This is a genomic window from Micromonospora sp. WMMD736, from assembly GCF_049179015.1.
In the GTDB taxonomy this organism is placed as follows: domain Bacteria; phylum Actinomycetota; class Actinomycetes; order Mycobacteriales; family Micromonosporaceae; genus Micromonospora.
On the sequence record NZ_JBMHMI010000001.1, the window covers coordinates 1,775,641 to 1,794,396 of the forward strand.

Annotated in this window: 14 protein-coding genes; 3 read left to right on the forward strand and 11 right to left on the reverse strand. The window is 70.0% G+C overall.

Features of this window, described 5'->3' with window-relative positions:
• Positions 1-7 precede the first annotated feature (7 nt).
• Positions 8-1,414 carry a ricin-type beta-trefoil lectin domain protein gene (locus tag ACN269_RS07700; protein ID WP_421471765.1) on the forward strand — a complete coding sequence of 469 codons (1,407 nt, stop codon included), beginning with the start codon at positions 8-10 and terminating at the stop codon, positions 1,412-1,414.
• A gap of 24 nt (positions 1,415-1,438) precedes the next feature.
• On the opposite strand, the gene ACN269_RS07705 is transcribed toward ACN269_RS07700, so the two are convergent.
• From ACN269_RS07705 to ACN269_RS07735, 7 genes are all read right to left on the reverse strand, one after another.
• Positions 1,439-2,437: a LacI family DNA-binding transcriptional regulator gene (locus ACN269_RS07705; protein WP_421471766.1), complete on the reverse strand. Its 999-nt coding sequence runs from the start codon at positions 2,435-2,437 to the stop codon at positions 1,439-1,441.
• A 102-nt stretch (positions 2,438-2,539) separates the two neighbouring features.
• Positions 2,540-4,267, reverse strand: coding sequence for an IlvD/Edd family dehydratase (locus ACN269_RS07710; protein WP_421471767.1), 1,728 nt, complete (start codon positions 4,265-4,267; stop codon positions 2,540-2,542).
• A 40-nt stretch (positions 4,268-4,307) separates the two neighbouring features.
• Positions 4,308-5,192 (reverse strand): carbohydrate ABC transporter permease, encoded by an 885-nt coding sequence (locus tag ACN269_RS07715; RefSeq protein ID WP_421471768.1) that lies wholly within the window; start codon positions 5,190-5,192, stop codon positions 4,308-4,310.
• Entirely contained in the window at positions 5,193-6,134 is a 942-nt protein-coding gene (locus tag ACN269_RS07720) for a carbohydrate ABC transporter permease (protein WP_421471769.1), read from the reverse strand.
• A gap of 78 nt (positions 6,135-6,212) precedes the next feature.
• Positions 6,213-7,553, reverse strand: a complete 1,341-nt coding sequence (locus ACN269_RS07725) for an ABC transporter substrate-binding protein (protein ID WP_421471770.1) — start codon at positions 7,551-7,553, stop codon at positions 6,213-6,215.
• Between the two features lie 105 nt (positions 7,554-7,658).
• Positions 7,659-9,833 carry an alpha/beta hydrolase gene (locus ACN269_RS07730; RefSeq protein WP_421471771.1) on the reverse strand — a complete coding sequence of 725 codons (2,175 nt, stop codon included), beginning with the start codon at positions 9,831-9,833 and terminating at the stop codon, positions 7,659-7,661.
• 91 nt (positions 9,834-9,924) lie between these two features.
• Entirely contained in the window at positions 9,925-10,938 is a 1,014-nt protein-coding gene (locus ACN269_RS07735) for a LacI family DNA-binding transcriptional regulator (protein ID WP_421471772.1), read from the reverse strand.
• A gap of 485 nt (positions 10,939-11,423) precedes the next feature.
• Between ACN269_RS07735 and ACN269_RS07740 the strand changes: the two genes are divergently transcribed.
• Positions 11,424-12,947, forward strand: coding sequence for an alpha-N-arabinofuranosidase (locus ACN269_RS07740; RefSeq protein ID WP_421471773.1), 1,524 nt, complete (start codon positions 11,424-11,426; stop codon positions 12,945-12,947).
• Between the two features lie 241 nt (positions 12,948-13,188).
• Here ACN269_RS07740 and ACN269_RS07745 read toward each other — a convergent pair whose 3' ends face one another.
• Entirely contained in the window at positions 13,189-14,706 is a 1,518-nt protein-coding gene (locus ACN269_RS07745) for an aldehyde dehydrogenase family protein (protein ID WP_421471774.1), read from the reverse strand.
• Entirely contained in the window at positions 14,703-15,941 is a 1,239-nt protein-coding gene (locus ACN269_RS07750) for a fumarylacetoacetate hydrolase family protein (RefSeq protein WP_421471775.1), read from the reverse strand. The genes ACN269_RS07745 and ACN269_RS07750 overlap by 4 nt, the downstream gene beginning before the upstream one ends.
• 219 nt (positions 15,942-16,160) lie before the next feature.
• On the opposite strand from ACN269_RS07750, the gene ACN269_RS07755 reads away from it, so the two are divergent.
• The gene (locus tag ACN269_RS07755; protein ID WP_421471776.1) at positions 16,161-16,949 is read left to right on the forward strand and encodes an IclR family transcriptional regulator; all 789 of its coding nucleotides are present in this window, start codon (positions 16,161-16,163) and stop codon (positions 16,947-16,949) included.
• Here ACN269_RS07755 and ACN269_RS07760 read toward each other — a convergent pair.
• Complete coding sequence (locus ACN269_RS07760) at positions 16,898-17,437, reverse strand: MarR family winged helix-turn-helix transcriptional regulator (protein ID WP_421471777.1); 540 nt, start codon at positions 17,435-17,437, stop codon at positions 16,898-16,900. The two genes, ACN269_RS07755 and ACN269_RS07760, sit on opposite strands and share 52 nt — an antisense overlap.
• Positions 17,438-17,445: 8 nt before the next feature.
• On the reverse strand, positions 17,446-18,693 hold the full coding sequence (locus tag ACN269_RS07765) for an FAD-dependent oxidoreductase (RefSeq protein WP_421471778.1): 1,248 nt from the start codon (positions 18,691-18,693) through the stop codon (positions 17,446-17,448).
• Positions 18,694-18,756: the final 63 nt, after the last annotated feature.

Below are 18,756 nucleotides of genomic sequence, written 5' to 3' on the forward strand. Positions count from 1 at the left end.
ACCGACAGTGCGAGGATCCGCAGACCACTCGCCGCCCCCGGCGGACACCCCTGTCGACCGCAGGTCGTCCGGCATCCGGGGACGGCTGCTCACGGTTGCCGCCGCCGGGATGGCCGCCGCCGTTGGGCTGCTCACCATCACCCTGGCGACCGGGTCGGCGTCAGCCGCCGACAACCCGTACCAACGCGGCCCGGACCCCACCCGGACCAGCGTCACCGCCGTGAACGGCCCGTTCGCCAACACGTCGGTCGCGGTCCCGACCGGGTACGGCTTCAACGGCGGCCGGATCTACTACCCGACCGACACCAGCCAGGGCACCTTCGGGGCCATCGCGATCTCGCCGGGCTACACGGCGTTGTTCTCCGCCGAACTGGCCTGGATGGGACCGTGGCTGGCGTCGCACGGCTTCGTCGTGATCGGCATCGAGACCAACAGCCGCAACGACTTCGACACGGCGCGCGGCACCCAACTCCTCGCCGCGCTGGACTACCTGACGCAGCAGAGCCCGGTACGCGACCGCGTCGATGCGAACCGGTTGGCCGTCGCGGGCCACTCCATGGGCGGCGGTGGGGCGCTCAGCGCCGCCATGCGGCGTCCGTCGCTGAAGGCGGTCGTCGGCATCGCCCCGTACTCGCCGTCGTCGAACCTGGCCAACGACCGGGTGCCGACCATGATCTTCGCCGGTCAGGCGGACACGGTGGTCACCCCGTCCTACGCCACCGGTCTCTACAACAGCATCCCGAGCACCACCGAGAGCGTCTACCTGGAGGTCGCCGGCGCGGACCACGGCTTCATGGTCGGACGGTCGAACCCGGTGATGGTCCGGACCATGTTGCCGTTCGTCAAGATGTTCCTCGACAACGACGCCCGGTACAGCCAGTTCCTCTGCCCGTTGCTGGACAACAGCGGGGTGGTGACCTATCGCAGCACCTGCCCGTTGCTGCCGTCGACGCCGACCAGTCCGACGCCGACCACCACCCCGACGGGCAGCCCGACCCCGACGCCCACCAGCACGCCCAGCACGCCGCCCGGTTCGGCCAGCCAGATCATCGGTGCGCAGTCGGGCCGGTGCGTCGACGTGCCGAACGCGTCACGCACCAACGGCACGCGGGTGAACCTCTGGGACTGCAACCGGCAGGTCAACCAGTCCTGGACGTACACCTCGGGCAAGCAACTCCAGGTGTACGGCAACATGTGCCTCGACGCGGCCGGCTCCGGCAACGGGGCGGCCGTGCAGATCTACAGCTGCCACGGTCAGAGCAACCAGCAGTGGAACATCAACGCCAACGGCACCATCAGCGGAGTCCAGTCCGGACGCTGCCTGGACGTCTGGAGCACCGCCAACGGCGCCCAGATCCAGCTCTACGACTGCCACGGACAGACCAACCAGCAGTTCCGGCTCGCCGCGCTCTAACGACCGCACCGGGCGGGCTCGGCGTCACGCCGGGCCCGCCCCACCGTGCGGCGGCGCCGTGCTGTCCCGCACCACGAGCGAGGGGACGACCAGCGGCAGGGGCCGCGGCACCGTGTCGTCGATGGCCTGGGTGACCGCCGTGATGGCCCGGCGACCGACCGCGCCGAAATCCTGCTGGATGGTGGTCAACGGTGGAATCAGGTACGCCGCCTCGGGCACGTCGTCGAATCCGATGACCGAGACATCCTGCGGCACGCGCCGGCCACGCTCGTGCAGCGCGCGCAGCACCCCGATGGCCATCTGGTCGTTGGCGGCGAAGACCGCCGTGGTGCCGGGCAGCTCGCAGATCCGCAGCCCGGCGAGGTAACCGCTGTGGGCCATCCAGTCACCCTCGACGGGCTCGGGCGGGCGTACGCCGGCCGCCAGCATCGCGGCCCGCCAGCCGTCGCGGCGGGCGCGGGCCTCGGCCCAGTTGAGCGGACCCGACACGTGCACGATCTCGGTGTGCCCCAGGCCGAGCAGGTGCTCGGTCGCCATCCGGGCGCCGAGCACCTGGTCGACGCCGACGGTGACGCTCGCCCTGGACAGGTCGCCCTCCACCACCACGAAGGGCACGCCGGACCGGGTCATCCGCACCACTTCGAGCGCCTCGTCGTTGCCGGCGATCATCACGACACCCTCCACGCCGACGCGCATCAGGTGTTCGGTGGCGTCGCTGAGCGCCCGTACCGTGACCTCCTCCAGGCTCACCGAGGTGGCGAAGTAGCCGGCCGCGCGGGCCGCGTCCTCGACGCTGCGGTGGATACTCGTCGGACCGAACAGCGTCCGGGCCGTGCCGATGATGCCGATCATCCCGGAGCGTCCCCGGACCAGCGCCCGGGCGGCCGTGTTGGGGCGGTAGTCGAGCCGACGGATGGCCTCCAGGACCCGCTCCCGCGTCTCGCGGCGGATCGCGGGCGCTCCGTTGATGACCCGGGACACCGTCTGGTGGGACACGCCCGCCAGGCGGGCGACGTCCGCCATGACCGCTGGCCGGTGGGCGGACGTCGCCGCTCTCTCCACGTGAACTCGCACTGGCGGGCCGTCCGTTCTTCGATGGGTTGGTTCCTCGTTCGTCGTGCGCCGTCAGTGTGAGTGGCGGGGCACCGCGCTGCCGCTACCACCGACCAGGAAGTCGAGGTCCGCCCCGCTGTCGGCCTGCAGGACGTGCTCGCTGTACAGCCGTACCCAACCTCGGTCGGCCACCGGTGGCGGCGGCGTCCAGGCGGAGCGACGCTTGGCGAGTTCCGCCTCGTCGACCAGGAGGTCGAGGCGGCGGGTGGCGACGTCGAGGTGGACCAGGTCGCCGGTACGCACCAGCGCGAGCGGACCGCCCACGGACGCCTCCGGCGCCACGTGCAGGACGCACGTGCCGTAGCCGGTGCCGCTCATGCGCGCGTCCGAGATCCGCACCATGTCCGTGATGCCGTCGGTGAGCAACCGGCGGGGCATGGGCACGTTGCCCACCTCCGGGAATCCGGGGTAGCCGCGCGGGCCGGCGTTGCGGACGACGATCACGGTGTCCGGTGTGACGTCGAGGTCCGGGTCGTCGGCGGCGACGACGTACTCCTCGATCCGGTCGAAGACGAGCGCCGGGCCGGTGTGCGTGAGGAGGTGGGGGGTGGCGGCGGAGACCTTCAGCACCGCTCCGGACGGCGCCAGCGACCCGCGCAGCACCACGGTGCCCGAGCCGGCGGCCTGGAACGGCTCCTTCATGGTGGCGATGACCTCGGAGTTCCAGCACTGCGCGCCGTCGACGTTCTCCGCGACGCTCCGGCCGCTGACCGTGACGTGGTCGGTGTGCAGCAGCGGCGCGAGTTCCTTCATCACGACCGGAAGGCCGCCCGCGTAGGCGAAGTCCTCCATCAGGTACGCACCGGACGGCATGAGGTTGACCAGCAGCGGAACGTCGGCGGTGAGAGTGTCGAAGTCCTCCAGCGACAGCGGCACACCGAGGCGTCCGGCGATCGCGAGCAGGTGCACGACGGCGTTCGTGGAGCCACCGATCGCGGCGTTGACCCGGATGGCGTTCTCGAACGCCGCGCGGGTGAGCACCGTGGACAGCCGTTGGTCCTCGCCCACCATCGCGACGATCCGCCGTCCGGCGGCCTGCGCGAGCGCGTACCGCCGGGAGTCGACGGCGGGTACGGCGGCGGCGCCCGGTAGCTGCACGCCCAGCGCCTCGGTCACGCACGCCATGGTGGAGGCCGTTCCCATGGTCATGCAGTGGCCCCGGCTGCGGGACATGCCGACCTCCGCCTCGGCGCAGTCGGCGGCGCTCATCCGACCGGCCCGCATCTCCTCGGTGAACCGCCAGACGACCGTGCCCGAGCCGATGTCCTGACCGCGGAACTTGCCGTTGAGCATCGGCCCGCCGGTCAGCATCAGCGTCGGCAGGTCGACGCTCGCCGCTCCCATCAGCAGGCCCGGCGTGGTCTTGTCACAGCCGGAGAGCAGGACCACCCCGTCGAGGGGGTTGGCGCGGACGGACTCCTCCAGCTCCATCGCGAGCAGGTTGCGGTAGAGCATGGTCGTGGGACGCATGAGCGGCTCGCCGAGGCTCATGGCCGGGAACTCCAGCGGCAGGCCGCCGCTCTCCCACACGCCGCGCTTCACCGATTCGGCAAGGTCGCGCAGGTGGGCGTTGCAGGGGGTCAGCTCCGACCAGGTGGTGGCGATGCCGATCACCGGGCGACCGTCGAAGACGTCGTCCGCGAATCCCTGGTTGCGCATCCAGGACCGGTGGATGAACCCGTTGCGGCCCTCGGCGCCGAACCACTGCGCGCTGCGCAGCGGCCGATCTGTCGTCGACATCAGCACACCTTTCTGTCGTTCCTGGTGAGCGCGGCGCGACCTAGCGAAGGCCTCCGACGGACAGGCCGCCGCGCCAGTGTCGTTGGAGGCTGAAGAACGCGATGACCAGTGGGATCACCGACACCAGTGAGCCCAGGATGATCAGGCTCCACAACGAGGTGCCGCCCGAGTTGTTCGCCGAGGCGATCCCCTGCCAGAGGCCGAGACCGACGGTCACCGGGAACAGCCGGTTGTCCGAGAGCATGGCCAGCGGCAGGAAGTAGTTGTTCCAGGACGCCACGGCCGACAGGAGCAGCACGGTGACCACCGCGGGACGCATCAGCGGCAGCGCGATCTGCAGGAAGGTGCGCACCTCCCCCGCGCCGTCCACCCGCGCCGCGTCCAGCAGTTCGTCCGGAACGGCGTCACGCGCGTACACGTGCATCAGGTAGACGCCGAACGGGTTGAGTAGCGACGGCAGGATCACCGCCCAGACCGTGTTCGTCAGGCCGAGCCGGGAGAACATGATGAAGGTCGGGATGACCAGGGCCGTGGCCGGCACCATGAGCGCGCCCAGCACGACGGCGAAGCTGAAGCGCCGCGCGGCGAACCGGTACTTGGCGAACCCGTAGCCGGCCATCACCGCCAGGACCGTGGCGCCGACTCCACCGGCGATGGCGTACAGCGTGGAGTTGAGGATCCACCGCAGGTAGATGCCACCGTCGTAGGTGAAGAGCTGCCGGAGGTTGCCGAGGTAGTCGATCTGGTCGGAGAACCACAGGGTGTTGCCGCCCCCGAACAGGCCTGGCGCGTCCTTGGAGCTGTTGACGACGACCCACCAGAACGGGACCAGGAAGTAGATCACCAGGAAGCCGAGGAGGATCTGCAGAGGGAGGTAGCGCTGTGGCCGGCGGACGCCGGCGCGGACGCTGGTGCGGTCGGCCATCTAGAGGAAGCTCCTCCGCTTGCGGGTGAAGAACAGGAAGACGTACACGCAGATGAAGACGATGCCGCCGAGCGCGAACGAGATCGCCGACCCGTAGTTGAAGTTGGCGAGCGAGAACGCCTGCTGGTACGCGTACATGTTGGGGGTGAAGTCGGCCCCGATCGTGCCCGCGGCGAGGTAGCGCAGGATCTGCGGCTCGTTGAAGAACTGCAGGGTGCCGATGAGCGAGAAGACCAGGATCAGGATCAGCGCGGGCGCGATCAGCGGGATCTTGATGCGCGTCGCGATCTGCCACCGTCCGGCGCCGTCCATCCGGGCGGCCTCGTAGAGCGTCGGATCGATGCCCTGCAACGCCGCGTACAGGATGATCATGTAGTAGCCGGCCCACTGCCAGGTGACGACGTTGAGCAGGCCGTAGAAGATCAGGTTGCTACCCAGGAAGTCGGGTGCGGTGGCGCCGAACAGCCCGAAGATGTCGGTGAGCGGGCCGAAGCCCTTGCTGTAGAGGAACCCCCACATCACCGCACCGATGACGGTGGGGATCGCGTACGGGAGGAAGATCATGAGGCGGGAGAAGCGCGCGAACAGCGTCGTCACCGCGTCCAGGATGAGGGCCATCACGAGCGCCAGGACGATCTGCAGCGGGATGGAGACGAGCGAGAAGCGGATGACGAACCAGGCTCCGGACAGGAAGCTCGGGTCGGTGAACGCCTTCACGTAGTTGTCGAAGAGGACGAAGCTGGTGCCGCCGATCAGCTTCTTCTGAAAGAGACTGAGGTACAGCGCGTACCCCAGCGGTGCGATGAGGAACGCCAGGAAGACGAGCGCGAAGGGCCCGACGAAGAGCCACCCCATCAGGTGCTCGCGCAGGTGCACCTTGCCACGGATCTTGCGCGTCTCGCTCGGCGGACGCGGTGTGCGCTGCTCGGTCAGGACTGTCATCTGTGGTCTCCGAAAGGCGTGGACGCGGGGGTCGTGGGTGGGCCGGCCGACAGCGCCGGCACGACCCACCCAGAGCGGTCACGAAACGGTGAAGCCCTGCTCCTTGGCGTACTTCGCCACGTCGTCCTGGACCTTGTCGGCCGCCTGCGAGCCGCTGATCGAGCCCTTGATGACCTCGCTGATCTGCTTCGTCATGGCATCCAGGTAGTACTGGCCGAAGGGCGCGTAGGACACCCCCTTGTAGGCCTCGGCGGCGGGGAGGTAGACCTCCTTGTTCGCCTGCTGGCCGCTGAAGAACGCCACCTTCAGGTCGACGAAGGCGGGATCCTTGAGCGCCGTGAGGTTCAGCGGGAAGATGATCTGGTTGGTCCAGCCGTCGGTGAGCGACTCCTTGTCGGCGTAGAGCCCGTAGGCGACCTTCGCCGCCAGATCCGGCTTCTTCGCCTGCTTGGTCACCGAGAAGGCCGACCCACCCCAGTTCACCTGCACCGGGTTGGTCGGATCCCACTGCGGCAGTGGGGCGACCGCGAACTTGCCGGTGTCCTGGCCCTTACCGACGCCCGCCCCGGTGAGGTAGCCCGGCGCCCACGCCGCCGAGATGTACGTCGCGTAGTTCCCGTTGATCACACCCGAGATGTACTCCGGGGTGAACTGGTCCTGCGTGCCGACCAGGCCCTTCTTGGCGAGGCCACCCCAGTAGTCCAGCACGTCCTTGGACGCCTGGTCGTTGAGCTTCACACCGATCGACTTGGGCTGGGCCGGATCGAAGGTGAAGGGCGTGGCGCCCTTCTGGATCTGGAGCGCCATCATCACGGCCGGGACGTTCGCGCCGAGGTCCCCGAACAACGGGCCACCGGCGTCCTTCACCTTCTGCGCGGCCTGCTCGTACTCGGCCCAGGTCTTCGGTGGGGTGATCTTGTACTTGTCGAAGATGTCCTTGCGGTAGATCATGCCCATCGGGCCACCGTCGACCGGTACGCCGTAGACGGCGTCGCCCACCGACACGTCCTTCCACGCGCCCTCGCTGTAGTTGGCCTTGACCGCGTCGTAGCCGTACTGCTTGATGTCGACGAGCGCGCCCTGGATCTGGAAGGTGGGGATCCGGTCCGCCTCGACCATGATCACATCGGGCGCGCCGGTGCCCGCCGAGATGGCCGTCTGGAACTTGTCGTACTCGTCGCCACCCTGACCGACGTTGGTCCAGCAGACCTGTACGTCGTCGTGCAGCTTGTTGAAGTTGTCGACAACCAGCTGCGTGTTGGGGTACCAGCCCCACATCGTCACGACCGGCACGTTCTGCTTGGTGATGGTGTTCGTGCAGTTGCTCGCGTCGCTGCCGCCGTCGTCCGAGGAGCAGGCGACCAGGCCGCTCCCGGCCGCGAGCAGGGCCACCGTGGCGAGTATGCGTCTTCTCTTCATTGAGATGGTTCCCTTCGGAGGTGGCGGTGCACAGACATCCCCGCGTCGGCGGCGCCACCGGGGCGCTGGGACCTCGCACCCCGGTGGCGTCGCCTGGGCGGGCTCCTAGCGTTTGAACAGGCGGGGCGCCAGGTCGATGAGGTTCTTCTGCCACACGTCCCAGCCGTGCGGCCCGGGGGTGACCCCGTCGAACTCGTAGCGGATACCGAGGCTGTCCATCGTGGTCAGCGAGGCCATGAAGCTCGGGTACACGAAGTCGGTCTGGTCACCGACGTACAGGCGCAACATCCTGGTGCCGTCGTTGATCGCGGCCACGTCGACGCCGGTGCCGCTGCCGAAACCAGCCGAGAAGGCCGCGACGTAGGCGAACTGGCCCGGGTAGGCCTTCAGCACGCCGAACGCCTGCCCACCGCCCATCGACAACCCGGCGAGGGCCTGCTGGGACGGGTCGCTGGAGACGTGGTAGCGGGACCGGGTGGTCGGCACGATGTTCTCCAACAGTTCCCGGTTGAAGTTCGACGAGTTGCCGTTGCCCATCACGACCACCATGGGCGTGAGGTCCCCGTCGAGGAACTGATGGTCGAGGATCTGCTTGGCCCGGCCCATCTCGACCCAGTCCGTGTAGTTCTGCCCACCACCGTGTTGCAGGTAGAGGACGGGATAGGTCTGCGCCCGCTGCGGGTCGTACCCGGGTGGGGTCCACACCAGCGCGGTGCGGTCCTGGCCGGCCACCGTGCTGGTGTAGGTCATGCTCTCGACCGTGCCGCCCTGACCGGCGGGCACGTCCGTCAGCAGTCGGGCCTCCGGGCCCGGGACGAGGAAGGTGCTCCACATCGGCTCCGTGGTCACCTTCGTCGGGTTCGAGACGTCCTTGAACGGCACCCGGTCGACGATCAGCCGGTAGTAGTAGAACCAGGGCTCGAGCGGCCCCACGGTCGCCCGCCAGCGGTCGCCGTCCCGCGTCAGCGGCACGCGCAACCAACTGCCGCCCGGCGCGATGTTGGCCCACACCGTGACGTGCTGGGCGTCGGCGAAGTCCGTCGTCGTCTCGAAGGTGACGAACCCGTCCTCGGTGACGAAGGGAGTCGGGGTGGTGCCGGCCGGCGGCGGCGCGAACTCGCCCGTGAGCCGCCCGTGGCCCGGGCTCGGTCCGTGGTCCGACACGTGCCCGAACAGTCGTGGCACGAAGTCGACGAGGTTCTCCTGCCAGGTGGTCCAGTTCCCGCCGCCGTCCGGGTCGACCCCGTCGAACTCGTACCGGACGCCGGCCCGCTCCAACGCCTTCGTCAGCCGGTAGGTGGTGTTGTAGGCCGGGTCGGTCACGTTGCCGGTGTAGAGCCGGAGCAGCTTGAGGTGGTTGAGCGCCGGCGCGTCCCTGCGGTCGATCGTCGGGGCCGACGTGCCGGAGAACCAGCCGACGGAGCCGAACTGGCCCGGCTTGGCGAACGCCGCCCGGACCGCCCGTGCCGCGCCCTCGGTGACACCGGCGATGGCCTGGTGCGCCGGATCACGAAGGACCCGGTAGTTGTCGGCGACCGCCTTGCGGAGATCGTTCAGCTCCCGGTCGTCCGCGCTGTCGGCGATCACCACCACCATCGGCTGCATCGCGCCCGCGGCCGAGAGGTTGTCCAGGATCTGCTTCGTGCGACCGAGATCGAGCCAGTCGGTGGCGGCCACGCCGCCGCCCGACTGCAGGAAGAGCGTGGGATAGCCCTTCGGCTTCTTGGCCGCGTACCCCGGTGGCGTCCAGACCAGGGCCGAGCGCTGCTCGGCGCGGACCCGGTAGGTCAACGTCCCGACCGTGCCGCCGGTGCCGGCGGGCGCGTCGGCCAGCCAGCGCGCCGAGTCGCCCGCGACCAGGAAGGTGCTCAGGAGCGGGTCGGACGCCACTTTCGCGCTGTTCGTCGGGTCCTTGATGGTCTTGGTGTCGTCGGCGGTCACCTGGTAGCGGTACAGCCCGGGCGTCAGCGCGCCGAGCACACCGGACCACACGTCACCACGGCGCGTCAGACCGAATTCCGCCCAGGTGGCGGACGGGCCGAAGTTGCCCTCGACGACCACCTGCGAAACGGTGCCGAGGTGCTCCTGGACGTAGGCGGCCGGGATGGTGAACGAGGCGTAGCGGTCCGGGGAGACCTCCAGCCACGGCGTGTCCGCCGCCGCTGCCGGTTGCGGGGCGAGCAGGGCCGCCGCCATGGCCATGACTCCGGCGCTGAACACCGCCGTGAGTCGGCGTACGCCGAGGCGGCGTAAGCGCCCGTGATACTGTGCGGTTGTCACGCTCCACTCCTTTCCTGCGCCGGCAGCGGATGCGACCCGCTGGCCAGCTCAACCCATCGGTGGATCTCGCCGTGCGGTGTCCTCACCTCCTTCAGTCCCTCGCCGGTTCCGCGGTCGAGCCACGGACCACGAGGCTGGTCGGAAGGACTATCTGGTGCGGCTCGTTCCACTCGCCGGTCACCAGTGACTTGAGCATCCGTGCCGCTTCGTACCCGAGCTGGTACATCGACTGATCCACCGTGGTCAGACCGGGATCGGTCGACGCCGACTCCGGGATGTTGTCGAAGCCGACCACGGACAGGTCGGTCGGGACGCGCAGGCCCAACTCCCGGGCGACCTCCAGGACCTTGAGGGCCATCCCGTCGCTCGCCGCGAAGATCGCCGATGGCCGGTCCGCCCGTAGCAACAGGGCACGCGCCAACGGAACTGCCGACTCGGGGTTGAAGTCTCCCCGGCCGATCAACGTGGGATCGACCCCGACACCGGCGGCGGTGAGCGCGGCCCGGTAGCCCTCCTCCCGGGACCACGCCGAGGCGAGACTGTCGCGACCGGCGATGAACCCGATGCGTCGGTGGCCCAGGTCGAGCAGGTGCTCGACGGCGGTGGTGGCACCGGCGAGGTTGTCGGCCATGACCGAGGGCGCCGTCGCGCCGCGCACCGGGTCGATGGCCACGACCGGCGTACGGCTGCGCATCTCACCCCAGGGCGTGACCACGATGCACCCGTCGGTGAGGGTGCCCGACAGCCGGGTCAGGTGCCGCTGCTCCCAGCCCTCCGAGTAGGACCCGTAGAGGTCGCTGTTGGCGTAGATGATGAGGTCGAAGCCCGAGCGGCTGAGCGCCTTCATGACCCCCTTGAGCACCTCTGCCGTGTACGACTGGAAGCTGTGCGCCACGAGACCGAGGACGTTGGTGCGGCTGCGCCGGAGGCTCGAGGCCACCAGGCTCGACTCGTAGCCGAGTTGCTCGATGGCGGTGCGGACCTGGGCGATCGTGCGGGCGCTGACGCCGTAGTGCCCGTTGACGACGCGGGAGACGGTGGCGGTGGAAACGCCGGCGATCCGGGCGACATCACTCATTGTCACGGGCGCATTGGCTTCGATCATGCCGCTCTCTCTGGACTGCAATCGTTATCGGTTACGTTTCCAGGATGTTGCCAACGTAACGGACCTCGATAACGAACACAAGACCCTTTCATGCCGTGCCAGTGGCGGGTCGGGCTCCGAACGGGAATGTGCACGGTGGACTTCCCGCAGCGCAAAACCGCGCCATTTCACGCGCGGGCTCTACCCGTTGAGAACGCGGCGACACTCTCCGTCAGACGCCATTCAGGAACAGGGTGTTCCCTACCGCGAGCATGATCGGTAACGTTTACATCGATCGCGAACGTAATCGATGATCATGGCGATGTCCAGAGCTCGCACCGACCCACCACCCCGGGTCCCCGGCGCCGCGACACAGGTCCCGACGTCGGAGGCCTCGTCCGAGAGGAGCCCGCCCTGAACACCCACCTCGACGGAGCGCCACACCCACTCCCCCACCGCGCCACCCCGCCCGCCCCGCCCCGTCCGAGCCAGCGGGGAGGGCAGTCGTGAACACCGCACGCCTGCTCCTGGACCCGCGGCGACGTGTCGCACCGGTGCCGCGCCGGCTCTTCGGCTCGTTCGTGGAGCACCTGGGCCGCTGTGTCTACGGCGGAATCTACGAGCCCGACCACCCGAGCGCCGACGCGGACGGCTTCCGGGGCGACGTCCTCGCGCTCGTCCGCGAGCTGGGCGTCACGACGGTCCGCTACCCGGGCGGCAACTTCGTCTCCTCCTACCGCTGGGAGGACGGCGTCGGCCCGGTCGACGAACGACCGGCCCGGCTCGACCTCGCCTGGCACAGCCTGGAGACCAACGCCTTCGGGCTGGACGAGTTCATGCGCTGGGTCGGCAAGGCGGGCGTCGATCCCATCATGGCGGTGAACCTCGGCACCCGCGGCACCGCCGAGGCTGTCGACCTGCTGGAATACGCCAACCATCGCGCGGGGAGCCACCTCGCCGACCAGCGCCGCGACAACGGCGCCGCCGACCCGTACGGGATCAGGCTGTGGTGCCTGGGCAACGAGATGGACGGCCCGTGGCAGGTGGGCCAGCGCAGCGCGACCGAGTACGGGCGACTCGCGGCGCAGACCGCGAAGGCGATGCGCCGCTTCGATCCCGACCTCGAACTGGTCGCCTGCGGCTCGTCCCACCTCGGCATGCCGACCTTCGGCAGCTGGGAACGCGACGTGCTGACCGAGGCGTACGACGACGTCGACCTGATCTCGCTGCACGCCTACTACCAGCCGGTCGACGACGACCTGCCGAGCTTCCTCGCCTCGGCCGAGGACATGGACAGGTACATCGACGCCGTCACCGCCATCGCGGACTCGGTCGGCGCGATCCGCAGGTCGACCAAGAAGATCATGATCGCCTTCGACGAGTGGAACGTGTGGTACCAGTCGGCCGCACCCTCCACGCCGCCCAGTGGCGAGGACTGGCCGGTCGCGCCGCCGTTGCTGGAGGACCACTACAGCGTGGCCGACGCCGTCGTCGTCGGTGGCCTGCTCATCAGCCTGCTGCGGCACAGCGACCGGGTGACCGCGGCGTGCCAGGCCCAACTGGTCAACGTCATCGCGCCGATCATGACCGAACCCGGCGGCGCGGCCTGGCGGCAGACCATCTTCCACCCGTTCGCCCGCACGGCCCGGCACGCACAGGGCGTCGTGCTGGACGTGCTGCGCGACGGCAGCACCACGACCACCGACCGCTACGGGGTCATCGACGCGGTCGACGCGGTCTCCACCTGGGACGACAGCACCGCGGAGCTGACCGTCTTCCTGGTCAACCGGGTCGTCGACACCCCGGCCGAGGTGACCGTCGACCTCGCCGGCGGCCAGGTGGGCGAGATCGTCGAGTGCGTCACCGTGGGCGGCGCCGACCTCGATGCCAAGAACACCGCCGACAGCCCGGACCACGCCGAGCCGCGCCCCAACGACACGCCCCGGGCCGGCGACGCCAGCGTCCAGCTCACCCTCACGCCCGCGTCGTGGACCATGCTGCGGCTGCGCGTCACCGACGTCACTCGGTAAACCACCCCGGCCGCGCACCCCCGGTTTTCTTCGGGGGTGCGCGGCCGGAGCTTCCCCACCACAGGGAGTACGGAGAATCGCGTCGACGGTCCGACCAGGACCGCCACAATTGCGCCCGGAAAAGCGCGGTGTGCGCCCGTCGAAATGGCACGCGGATTCCCGGTCCGATCATTTGCGCGACGAATTTCAGGCGTCAGCGGCGGGTGCCGCGACAACGCACCCGCGACACCCGCGGAGACCATTATTCGACCGCTGGCGTCAACCTCCCGTCGACCCGGCGCGCAATGGCGGCGTAATCGTCGCGCAACTCTTCGGGAAGCACCCAGGCCGGCGCGTCCTGCCATGCCAGCGGCCGGAGAAACCGTCGGATCGACGTCGCGCCGACCGACGTGTGCACGGCGTTCGTCGACGGCCAGGGTCCACCGTGGTGCTGGGCCCAGGACACCCGGACGCCGGTGGGATAGCCGTCGAAGACGATCCGACCCGCGCGGGCGGCGAGCACATCGACCATCCGGCGTACGACGTCGGCGTCGTCCTCGGAGCCACGGTGGACCGATCCGGTCAGCGACGGTGGGACGGCGTGCAGCGCGGTGTCGAGGTCGGCGGTGTCGTCGTACCGCACGACGACCATGAGCGGGCCGAAACACTCGTCGGTGATCTCGGCGGTCAGCCCCGGCAGGTCGACCTCCAGGAGCCTCGGCGCGACCGCGAAGCCCGCGCCGGGCTCGATCTGCGGCTGCGCCGCGAGCCGGGCGCCGGCCCGTTCGAACTCCGCCGCCCGGATCTCGTACGCGTCCCGGATGCGCTCGTTGAGCAGGACCGCGCCGCCCGAGCCGGCGACCCGCTCGCGCAGACCGTCGACGAGCTGGTCACCGCCCCGGCCACCCGGGACGAACGCCAGGCCGGGCTTGGTGCAGAGCTGGCCGCCGGAGGCGGTGAAGGAGGCGAACAGCCCTTCGGCGATGCCCTCGGCCCGCTCGGCGGCCGCGCCGGGCAGGACGACGATCGGGTTCACGCTGCTCAGCTCGGCGTACAGGGGAATGGGATCGGGTCGGTCGTCGATGGCGGCCTGGATGGCGCGGGCGGCGTTGACCGAGCCCGTGAGGGCGGCCGCACGGATCGCGGGGTGCCGCACCAGCGAACGCCCGGCCTGCTCGCCGTACACGACGCCGATGACGCCCTCGGGCCCGCCGAGGTCGCGGACGGCCGCTTCGATCGCGGCGGCGGACGCGTGCGAGGTCAGCGGATGGGACGGGTGGGCCTTCAGGACCGTGGGGCAGCCGGCGGCGAGCGCGGCGGCCGTGTCACCGCCCGCGACCGAGAAGGCGAACGGGAAGTTGCTGGCGCCGAAGACGGCGACCGGCCCGAGGGGTACGAGCATCCGCCGCACGTCCGGGCCCGGCCCGAGCGGTGTATCGGCGGCGTGGTCGATGGCAGCCTCGACGTACGCCCCGTCACGGAGCACGTCGCCGAACATCCGGAACTGGACCGCGGCCCGGGTGAGTTCGGTGTCCAGCCGCGCGTGGGCCAGTCCGGTCTCCGCCTCGGCGGCCGCGACCAGGTCGGCCCGGCGGGCCTGGAGTGCGTCGGCGATCGCGTCCAGCAGCTCCGCCCTGCCGTGCCTCCCCAGGTCGGCCAACCAGCGCGTCGCCCGGGACGCCTGGCCGGCGATCGCGTCCACCCGGGGCTCGTCGGTCTCGGTGAGATCCGTCGGGCGACGCTTGCCGTCGCGGGGATCGACCGTGCTGACCACGTTCACAGCAGTCCTCTCCTTGCCAGGTTGCCCATCAGGGCGCGGACGCCGAAGTGCCAGGGCTCGCACTCCTGGGCGTGCCGCACCCGGTTGACCAGGGTGCCGAGCGCCGGGCAGCTGATCCGTACCACGTCGTCGACCTTGTGGGTGAAGCCCTCGCCGGGGCCGCCCCGGTCCTGGCTGGGCGCGAACATGGTGCCGAGCATCAGGGCGGCGCCGTCGGGATAGTGGTGGTGCGGGCCGACGAGCTGCCGCACCAGGTCCTCCGGGTCGCGCGACATCCGCGTCATCTCCGAGACCGCCTCCAACCGGAAGTCGTCGACGCCACGGACGTGCAGGCGGACCTCGAGTTCGCGCACCCGTTCCATGCCGAACCGGTCGTCGAAGAGCCGGATCAGGGGGCCGAGGGCGCAGGAGGCGTTGTTGTCCTTCGCCAGGGGAAGCAGCAGCGCCGAGCGGCCCTCGATGTCGCGCAGGTTCACGTCGTTGCCGAGGGTGGCGCCGACGATCCGGCCACTGGACTGGACGATGAGCGTGATCTCGGGTTCCGGGTTGTTCCAGGTGGACGCGGCGAGCACGCCGACGTCGACCGCGGTGCCGACAGCGGAGAGGATCTGACCCTTGGTGAAGATCTCGGCGTCCGGACCGATCCCCACCTCCAGGTACTGACTCCACATGCCCTCGGCGACCAGCAGGCTCTTGAGCCGATCCGCCTCGGCCGAACCCGGTTCCAGGTGGTGCAGGTCGACGCCGATGTCGGCGAACATCCGTTGCCGGATGTCCGCCGCGAGCGCCAGGTCACCACGGGCCCGCTCCTCGATGACCCGTTCGATCATCGAGACGGGGAAGGTCACGCCGGCGGCCTTGAGCGCCTGGAGGTCGACCGGGGCCAACAGCCAGGGCCGGCCCCGGTCGCGGGTGGCGACCGCCGTGTTGGCCAGGATCTCCGCGAAGTCCCCGACCCGTGCCCCGCCGAGCCCGACCACGGTGGCGGCGGGGTCGGGCAGCTCGCAGATGTCCCGGACGGTCGGGAACCGGTGGCTCAGGTCGATGACCTCGCCGTCGCGAACGGCCACGGGGGTAGGACCACCGACGGACGGGTCCCAGATCCGGCCGATCAGGACACTTTCCGCGTCGTCCGGCAACGCCTCGGCGGCGGTGCCGACCCAGTCCTCGCCTCGGGGTTCGCCGTCCCTGGTCGGCGTGCGCCACCCATCGGTGATCTCGGAGCGCGAGGGCATGTCGGTCGCCGTCAATTCGTCGCCCCCGCGACGTCGATCCGAGCGCGCTGCTTACCCATCGTCGCTCCACCGTTACGAGTCGGAGTCAAGCTCATAAATTTGCAACGATCGTAGCGACATGTGCAACGTTGTCAAGTGGCGATTGCGCATTGCGTCATCTACATTGCACATGATGCAACGACAGCGGCGATGCCGCGCCGTGCGAGGGGAGAAACAGCCGTGGCGCAATCGATCCGCCGCGCGATCGACCTCATCCGTCGGTCGGCCGAACGTCCGCTGTCCCTGACGGAGGCCGCCGACGTGCTCGGCGTGCACAAGTCGACCGCCCTACGGATCCTGCACACCCTGGAGTCGGCGCGTTTCGTCCGCCGCACCGGCGCGGGCACGTACGTGCTCGGCAGCGGGCTGATCGAGCTGGCGGACCTCGCGCTCGGCTCGATGGACCTGCGCCAACCCGCCGCCGCGCACCTGCGGGCGCTACAACGCGAGACCGGCCACACCGTGCACCTGGCGCAGCTGACCGGCGACGAGATCATCTATATCGACAAGGTGGACAGCCCGGCGTTCGACGCCGTCAAGCTCCCCTCCCGGATCGGACGCGCGGTGTCGATCTACGCGAGCGCCGTCGGCAAGACCATCCTGGCGTACCTGCCCCGCCAGGATCGCGAGCGGCTGCTCTCGCACGTCGTCTTCGAGCGGTTCACCGACACCACCTTCGCCGACCGCGACGCGCTCGACGCCGAACTCGCCGCCATCCAGGAACGCGGCTGGGCCGTGGACAACGGTGAGCACGACGCCTACGTGATGTGCGTCGCCGCCCCGATCAGGGATTCCCGGGGGCAGGTCATCGCCGCCGTCTCGATCACGGCGATCGAGGTCATCGCGAGCCTCCACGAGTTGCGGGGCAACCTGCCGCTCCTGCTGGAGACCGCCGGTCAGATCTCGTACGAGCTCGGCTACCCGCGGCCCGACGTCGCCCCGGGCGACGACGGCGTCTCCGCGACCTGACCACGAGTCCGCTGCGCGCCGTCGCCGTGGCGGAGCCGGTCCAGCTCGGCGAGGTACATCGCCTGCATCCGGTCGTAGTGCCGGACCAGCAGCGCGACCTCCTCGACGCTGTAGCCCTCAACGAGCCGTTCGGCCCCCTCGGCGAACCGCTCGTACGGCCGCGTCAGCTCGGCCACCCGCTCCGGGCGCAGGGTGACGATCACCCGCCGTCGGTCCGCCGGATCGCGCTCCGCCGTCACGTAACCCGCCTGCTGGAGCCGGCGCAACATGCTGGTCACCGCCCCGGTGGTGAGGTTGGTCCGCTCGGCGACCTGCCCCGCGGTGGCCGACCCGACGTCCGCCAGGTGGTCCAGGCACTCCAGGTCGCTCACGGTCAGGCCCAGCCGCTCCGCGATGGCGTACCGGAACACCATCGAGAGCCGGGACATCTCCCGTCCGGCGCGCATGAGGTCGGCGATCGCGGACGCACGGGCCGGCACCTGGGACATGCCCGCAATCATGCCTCCGGCACGGTCACCCGGTGCAGCCGAGGTAACAGGCGGGTCAACACCCAGTGCGGTGCGGTCGCACCCCCGGTGAGACGGCGCATCAGCCGACCGGCGGTGTCCACGGCGCGGAAGGCGTACGGCACCATCTCGTCCTGGTAGGAGGCGATCGCCTCCTCCACCGCCCGACCGGTCGCCCGGGCCTCGAGCAGCCTGCGGCCGAGCAGGGCGGCGTCGCGGAGCGCGGTGTTGCCGCCGTGGGCGCCGAACGGTGGCATGACGTGCACGGCGTCGCCCATCATCGTCGCCCGGGGCACCGCCCACCGCTGTGGGCGTCGGCCGGTGGCGAAGAGGTTGAGCACCGTGGCGTCCAACTCGGCGGTGGCGACCAGCCGGCGGATGAGCGGGTGGAAGTCCGTGCTCATTCCGGCGGCCAGTCGCCAGAGCGCCAGCAGGTCGCCCCGCACGCCGATGGGCACCTCCCCCTGCCCCAGCAGTAGTCCCCACATGACGTAGTCGTCGCCGGTGGGCGCGTAACTGCCCGGCGCCAGCCGGGCGAACGCCTCCCGTGGCCGCTCGCCGAACCGCATCGGGGTGAAGAAGAAGGCGCGGCCGGGTCGATCGGCGATGGCCAGGACGCCGCTGCTGCGCAGCGCGTCCGGGATCATGCTCTCGCCGTTGCGATGCAGCGGTGACCGGCCGTAGATGCCCGCCAGCGGCGCGCTCGCGGGGGCCGCGTCCGGCATGAGCTGCGCCCGCAGCGCCGAGCCGACGCCGTCCGCACCCACGACGACGGTCGCCGCGACGGCTCCGCCGTCGGAGAACCGCAGTCGCAGCCCGGCCGGGCCACCGCTGTCCACCGCGACGGCCTCCTTGCCGTAGTGGATCCGCCCGTTGAGCCCGGTCTGCAGGATCGACCGCAGCGTCAGCCGGTCGACCTGGCGGGTGGCGTACGGCTCGTCCTTGAAGGTGATGGTGAACGCGTCCCGGAGTCGGCTGTCGGTGAAGCGGAGGTGTCCGCCGGGCTCGTCGCCGGTGGTCAGCGCCAGGTTGTACAACGGGCGGGGCAGACTCTCGCGCAACGCCGCCAGCCCGTACCGGTCGAGGATGATCCGGTAGCCCTGCCGCCGGACGAAGGGGCCGGGGTCCCGCTCGTAGACGTGCGCGTCGATGCCGGCCCGGGTGAGGTACTGGGCGAGGCAGAGGCCGGAGAGGCCGGCACCGGCGATAGCCACCGAGAAGTCCGTCGATATGCCCATGCGATTATCTTAATGACTAAGATGATTTCCGCAAGGTCGCCCGAAGCCGGCCACGGCGATGGT